The 7,060-nt window shown below is 55.4% G+C and carries 6 protein-coding genes; all 6 read left to right on the forward strand.

Annotated elements, in window-relative coordinates; all coding sequences use genetic code 11:
- The first annotated feature begins 18 nt into the window (after positions 1-18).
- The 6 genes from glmU to ACTUHY_RS11060 all read left to right on the forward strand — a co-directional run bounded on the left by glmU (position 19) and on the right by ACTUHY_RS11060 (position 6,891).
- A complete protein-coding gene (gene glmU, locus ACTUHY_RS11035; RefSeq protein ID WP_442827756.1) occupies positions 19-1,392 on the forward strand; it encodes a bifunctional UDP-N-acetylglucosamine diphosphorylase/glucosamine-1-phosphate N-acetyltransferase GlmU in 1,374 nt (457 codons plus the stop codon).
- 288 nt (positions 1,393-1,680) lie between these two features.
- Entirely contained in the window at positions 1,681-2,646 is a 966-nt protein-coding gene (locus tag ACTUHY_RS11040) for a ribose-phosphate diphosphokinase (RefSeq protein ID WP_276691821.1), read from the forward strand.
- A 67-nt stretch (positions 2,647-2,713) separates the two neighbouring features.
- Positions 2,714-3,340 (forward strand): aminoacyl-tRNA hydrolase, encoded by a 627-nt coding sequence (gene pth, locus ACTUHY_RS11045; protein ID WP_442827757.1) that lies wholly within the window; start codon positions 2,714-2,716, stop codon positions 3,338-3,340.
- Positions 3,337-4,218, forward strand: a complete 882-nt coding sequence (galU, locus tag ACTUHY_RS11050; protein ID WP_278675909.1) for a UTP--glucose-1-phosphate uridylyltransferase GalU — start codon at positions 3,337-3,339, stop codon at positions 4,216-4,218. Before pth ends, galU begins: the two co-directional genes overlap by 4 nt.
- 249 nt (positions 4,219-4,467) lie before the next feature.
- A complete protein-coding gene (locus ACTUHY_RS11055) occupies positions 4,468-6,075 on the forward strand; it encodes a spermidine synthase (RefSeq protein ID WP_442827758.1) in 1,608 nt (535 codons plus the stop codon).
- A 213-nt stretch (positions 6,076-6,288) separates the two neighbouring features.
- On the forward strand, positions 6,289-6,891 hold the full coding sequence (locus ACTUHY_RS11060; protein WP_442827759.1) for a nitroreductase family protein: 603 nt from the start codon (positions 6,289-6,291) through the stop codon (positions 6,889-6,891).
- The last annotated feature ends 169 nt before the right edge of the window (positions 6,892-7,060 follow it).

The following is a 7,060-nucleotide window of genomic DNA, read 5'->3' on the forward strand; positions in this document are numbered from 1 at the left end:
TTTAGGAGGCAAGGAATCATGTCTGAATTGGCGGCAATTATCCTGGCAGCGGGGAAGGGGACCCGGATGAAATCCAAACTCCCCAAGGTGCTGCATAAACTGAGCGGGAAACCCATGCTGGAACATGTGCTGGAAGCAGCGGACGAAGCCGGGGCCGATGACAAAATCGTCATCGTGGGCTTCGGTTCCGAGAAAGTGACGGATTTCCTGGGGACCCGGGCCCGGGTGGCTGTCCAAGATGAACAGCTGGGCACCGGCCATGCAGTGCTCCAGGCCCGGGACCTTTTGGGGGATGCCAAGGGTACGGCCCTGATCCTCTGCGGGGATACCCCTCTTTTGGAAGGGGCTGAACTGAAGAAGTTCTATGAAACCCATCTGAAAAGTGGCGCCGGGGTCAGCGTACTCACGGCGGAAGCACCGGATCCCTTTGGCTACGGACGGATCCTCCGGGATGAAGCCGGCCAGGTGACCGGGATCGTGGAGGAAAAGGACGCCACTCCGGAGCAGCGGAAGATCACGGAAATCAATACCGGGATCTACTGTGTGGAATTGCCTCTCCTGTTCGATCTTCTGGTGAACCTGAAGAACGACAATGCCCAGGGAGAATACTATTTGACGGATATCCTGACGGAATGCCTGGAACGGGGCCGGAAAGTGGCCGGCATCAAGACCGGGGATTTCGACATGGTCATGGGCATCAACTCCCGGCGGCAGCTGGCTGTGGCCCAGAAGGTGATGAATGCTCGGATCGTGGGGAAACTCATGGACGAAGGGGTCACTGTCATGGATCCGGACAGTACTTTTGTAGAAAAAAGCGTGAAGGTGGGCCGGGATACGGTGCTCTATCCCTTCACTTGGCTGGAAGGGGAGACGGAAATCGGGGAAGACTGCGAAGTAGGGCCTCAGGTCCGGTTCACCAATGTGAAGGTGGGCAATGACACCCATATCCAGTTCGTCTACGCCCATGACTGCCAGGTGGGCAGCGGGGTCCACATGGGACCGTTCGATCATCTGCGGCCCAATACGGTGATCGGGGACAAGGTAAAGATGGGGAATTTCGTAGAAGTGAAGAACTCCAATGTGGGCGTGGGGACCAAACTGCCCCATCTCCAGTACATCGGGGACAGCGACATCGGCAGCGGGGTGAATATGGGCTGCGGCACCATCACTGTGAACTACGACGGGAAGGTGAAACACCGGACGGTAATCGAGGATGACGCTTTCGTGGGCTGCAACAGTAATCTGGTGGCTCCGGTGACCATCGGCAAGGGCAGCTACATTGCCGCCGGTTCTACTATCACCAAGGATGTACCGGAAAACGCCCTGGGCGTGGCCCGGGGAAAACAGGTGAACATCCCCGGCTGGGCGGAGAAGTACAGGAATAAGAAATAGAAAGTGGCCTTTGGTCCCTTTTTTAGTCGCGGGTCGCGGGCTGTGAGTCGCGGGCTTGTTGGTACAGACCGAAGATCCGGTTTTGCAGATTCCAGCGATTTACTCTTATCATCCTATAGAAAAAGAACAAAACGGTTTAAACGTCCAGGCTCGCGACCCGTGACCTGAGGCCCGCGACCGGGGGGGGTGAATCTTTCATCCCCCTTTTTTAACCCCTTGCCACAATCCCCAATGAGTTGTATACTTTTTAATAGATTTAAATTATAAAGCAGTGGGGGTATAATTTGTATGTTGGGTGATAAAACAGGCGAAGACATGGCGATTTTCTCCGGAAATGCCAATCCTGATCTGGCGCGTGAAATCGCTGCCTATTTGGGGACCACGGTGGGTGATGCGGTGATCAACCGCTTCAACAACGGAGAAGTCCAGGTCATGATCAATGAAAGTGTCCGGGGCAAGGATGTATTTGTCATCCAACCGACCTGCGGACCGGCTGTCAATGACAATGTCATGGAACTGCTGATCATGTGTGATGCCTTTAAGAGAGCCAGCGCACGCCATATCACGGCAGTGGTTCCTTTCTACGGCTATGCCCGTCAGGACAGAAAGGCCCGGGGCCGTGAACCCATCACTGCCAAACTGATGGCAGATCTGATGACGGTATCCGGGATTACCCGTTTGGTGACGGTGGATCTCCATGCTGCCCAGATCCAGGGCTTTTTCGATATTCCGGTGGATCATATGCCCGGCGGCCCCATCCTGGCAGACTATGTGAAGGAAAAGGGCTTCGCTCCGGAAGATATGGTGGTGATTTCTCCGGATCTGGGCGGTGTTAGCCGTGCCCGGAACATTGCCAGCCGGCTGGAATGTGGCCTGGCCATCATCGACAAGAGACGGCCGGAACCCGGTGTGGCAGAAGTCATGAACCTGATCGGTAACGTGGAAGGTAAGATCTGTATCATGGTGGATGATATCGTGGATACGGCAGGTTCCCTGTGCGAAGGGGCTAAGGCTCTGAAGAAATTCGGCGCCAAGGATATCTACGCCTGCGTGACCCATCCTATCCTGACGGATCCGGCACTGAGCCGCATCGCCCAGTCCGAGATCAAGGAACTGATCGTGACCAACACGATCCCTCTGCCGCCTAACAAAAAGCATCCGAAGATCACTCAGCTTTCGGTGGCTCCGATCCTGGCAGAGACCATCCTGCGGATCTACAACCAACTGTCCATCAGCCAGCTGTTTGAAATTTAACCGATAAATAAGGAAGGGGGCCGTCGCTTTGCGACAGCCCCTTTTATCTTCAGGAGTTGGATCATCCATGAAACTTGTGGTTGCCTTGGGCAACATTGGAAAGGAATATGCCGGTACCCGGCACAACATCGGCTTTATGGTGGCGGACATTCTGGCCAGCCGCTGGGGTGAGGAAAGTGGCTGGCGCAAGGCTGATAATGCCACCTACCTGGAAAAACGGATGCCGGAGAAATGTTATATCATCAAACCCACCACCTACATGAACAACAGCGGGGTGGCGGTAGCGGATTTTGCCAACTTCTACCACATCCCCCCGGAAGACGTGCTGGTGATCCAGGACGACATGGACCTGCCGGTGGGGACCCTGCGGATCCGCCGGAAAGGGTCTTCCGGCGGCCATAACGGCCTGAAATCCATCGAACGAGCTCTAGGCAGCCAGGACTATCCCCGCATTAAAGTGGGTATTGGCCATCCGGTCCATGAGGAGCAGGCAGTGATCAGCCATGTACTCCATCCCTTCCGGGGAAAAGACAGGGAAACCATCGATCACGTACTGGCCAAAGCGGCGGATGCCGTGGAAGCCTGGCTGAAAGGAGCTTCCCTCAGTGAAATGATGGAGAACTTCAATATGAAAGCTCCTAAAAAGAAACCTGTGCCGGACGTGAAGCCGGAAGAAAAGGAGAATGTCCAATGATGAAAGTCCGTAAAGCTGTGATCCCGGCCGCTGGGTTCGGCACCCGGTTCCTGCCGGAAACTAAAGCCATGCCCAAGGAAATGCTGCCCATTGTGGACAAGCCCACCATCCAGTATATCGTGGAAGAAATCATCCAGAGCGGGATCGAACAGATCCTGATCATCTCCGGCCATGCCAAACGGGCAATCGAAGACCATTTCGATTCGTCTCCGGAGCTGGAGGCACATCTCTATGAAAGCGGGAAAATCGCTCTCTTGAAGCAGATCCGGAAAATTTCCGATATCAAGATCCATTATGTCCGGCAGAAATACCAGCGGGGCCTGGGGGATGCCATCCTCTGTGCCAAGGATTTCATCGACGGAGAGCCCTTCGGCGTCATCCTGGGGGATGATGTGGTCTATACTGGGGATAAGGAACCAGCCCTGAAGCAGCTGGTGGACCAGTATGACAAGACGGGAGGGACCGTCATCGGCTGTCAGGTGGTCCAGCCGGAACAGGTGTCCGCCTACGGGATCATCGACGGGGAGGAAACCGATGACCACAACCTGCTGAAGGTGAAGGACATGGTGGAAAAACCCAGCGTGGAAGAGGCCCCCAGCCGGTTCGCCGCCCTGGGACGGTACGTGATCACCCCGGATGTGTTCGACGTGCTGGAACAGACCCGGCCCGGCAAGGGCGGGGAAATCCAGCTCACCGACGCCCTGCGGGTGATGGCCCACAACGAAAATGTCTATGCCTACAATTTCGAAGGCAAACGATACGACACCGGGGACAAGCTGGGCTACCTGAAAGCCACGGTGGAATTCGCCCTCCGGCGGGATGACCTGGGTCCGGCGTTCCGGGAATATCTGAAGGAACTGACGGAGAAGATGGTATAGGATAAGAAGTCAGGAATGATAAGAAGTCAGACACGGCCCCTAAAGGGGCCTTGAGACATCAGACGTCAGCTTTGTTCGGCATAGCAGTAGGGAAATCCTCTGCTTACCACCAACAGGCTGACATCTGACATCTGAAAAGCCCGACAGGGCCGGTCTGACGTCTTTCGTCTCTGATGTCTTTCACTTCTGAATTCTTTCCTTTTCCCCCAATCCATACTTTTTTCAGGAGATGAAAGGGAGGGATTTTTTATGGGCGGAAGGAACAAACTGCTGGAAAGCCATCTGTATCTGTATTTGACAGAATTCTTTGCCGGAATGGCACTGATGGCGGTGGAAATCGGGGCACAGCGGCTGATCTCTCCCTATTTTTCCTCTTCCCAGATCGTCTGGACCATCGTCATCGGCACCATCATGATTGCCATGGCCCTGGGCAATGTATACGGCGGCCGCACGGCGGACAGGGATCCCAACCCCGACTGGCTGTACAACCGGATTTTCCTGGCTTCTCTGTGGCTGGCCCTGATTCCGGCGGTGGGCAAATACCTGATAATCGGGATCTCCGGGCTGCTGATCCTCACCATCGATGCCCATTTCCTGGTGCTGGCGGCGCTGGTGACCTGCCTGGTAGTCTTTGTATTCCCCCTGTTCCTCCTGGGGACGGTGACGCCTTCCCTGGCCCGGTACTGCGTGGAGAAAAAAGAAGAGACAGGGGGTATCGTGGGGCGGCTGGGAGCGGCCAATACCATCGGCAGCATTCTGGGGACATTCCTGCCCACGTTCTTGACCATCCCTGCCCTGGGGACCAACCTGACTTTCCTGCTGTTTGCTGGGATCCTGCTGGTGCTTTCCCTGGTGTATTTTGCCGCAGGGGGCGGGAACCGGAAAAAACTGGCCCTGGGAGCGGGAATCTTCCTGGCAGCCTGTGTACTGGGGCACAGCACCTCCTTTGCCTTTTGGGAAGACCCGGCGAAAATCAAATATGAAGGGGAGTCCACCTACAACTATCTCCAGGTGCGGGAGGAACCGGACAGCCTCGTCCTGTCCACCAATGTGCTCTTCGGGGTCCAGTCCATCAAGATGAAACAGGAAGGCCTTACCGGGATGTATTACGACGTGGCCCTGGCAGCACCCTATATGGCCCGGATTCGGGAAAAGAAGGATCCGGAGCTGCTGATCCTTGGCATGGGGACGGGAACCTACGCCCACCAGTGCCGCCGGTATTTTCCGGAACTCAGGATCACCGGGGTGGAAATCGATCCCCAGATTACAGCCCTGGCCCGGACCTGGTTCAGCCTGCCACCGGATATCCCTGTAACAGCCTACGATGGGCGGGCGTATCTCAACGGGGACCGGAAAAAATATGATCTCATCATGGTGGATGCCTACCAGGACATTACCATCCCCTTTTCCATGTCCAGCGTGGAATTTTTCCAGAGTGTTCGGGAGCATCTGAAGCCAGGCGGGGTCATGGTGCTGAACATGAATATGAAAGGCAGTGTCCCCGGGAGCCTCAACGATTATCTGGCGGACACGGTGGCTTCCGTGTTCCCGGCCGTCTATACGGCGGATGTGCCTCAGGCCACCAACCGGGAACTGTTTGCCGGGATGGAGGAAGACCTGGCAGACAATCTGGAAAAGCAGGGGAAGCGGGAAAAAAATCCGGAACTGAGGCTGCTGATGGAGCAGACAGAGCAGCGGCTGATGCCTTATCACCCTGGGCCGTACCGCTTGACTGATAACCGGGCCCCGGTGGAACTGTTGGGGATGCGCACCATCGATACCCTGATCCACCAGGAACTGGGGAATTATCGGGAACTCCTGAAGCAAAAGGGCATCCGGGGCGTGCTGGGGGAGTAGGAGCAGGATAAGAAGTCAGACATGGCTCCTCCTAAAGGGGCCTTGAGACATCAGACGTCAGCTTTGTTCGGCATAGCAGTAGGGAATCATCTGCTTACCACCAACAGGCTGACGTTTGACTTCTTCTTTTTTCTTCCTTTTTTCCCACCCATATGGTATACTATCCTTATGAAATGTATTTCGCGAGATAACAGTTACAAGGAGATGACCAGCATGACGGAACGGAATTTTTATGAAGCGGTGGCCCATCGACGGACCAATTATGCCCTGGGACGGAACATCCCGGTGACGGAAGCGACCATCATCGACACGGTGGAAAAGGTGACCCGGGAGGTGCCTTCCGCCTTCAATATGCAGAGCGGACGGGTGATCGTGGCACTGGGACAGTACCATGACAAGGTGTGGGAGATCGTCATGGACACTCTGCGGAAAATCGTGCCGGCGGACAAATTCGCTCCCACGGAAGCCAAGGTGAAGGGGTTTGCCGCCGCCTACGGCACCCTGTTGTACTTTGAGGAAACGGACACGGTGAAAAAGCTCCAGGAACAGTTCCCGGGCTATGCGGCCAACTTCCCGGTATGGGCCAGCCAGGGCAACGGCATGCTCCAGTTCGCCCTGTGGACGGCTCTCACGGACCTGGGGCTGGGGGTGAATATCCAGCACTACAACCCCATCATCGATGCTGCCATCAAAGAGGCTTTCCAGGTGCCGGCAAGCTGGACCCTGGTGGCTCAGATGCCCTTTGGAGAAGCCACTGCCGATCCGAAACCCATTGAGAAATTGCCTGTGCAGGAACGGGTGTGGGTGAGGAAATAAAAAGCAGGGGGTGTGAAAGAGATTTTTTCACACCCCCTTTTTTATGGTTCTATAATAAATGTTGGGGTCTTGTGGACACTCCTGTTCACAAGACCCCTTGTCTTACGATAAAATAAAGACATATCTAAGCTACATTTCACCTCAACCACCACGAAGAACTGAAAGGAGA

It is taken from the genome of Acidaminococcus nyctereutis (assembly GCF_052216985.1).
Taxonomy (GTDB): domain Bacteria; phylum Bacillota; class Negativicutes; order Acidaminococcales; family Acidaminococcaceae; genus Acidaminococcus; species Acidaminococcus fermentans_A.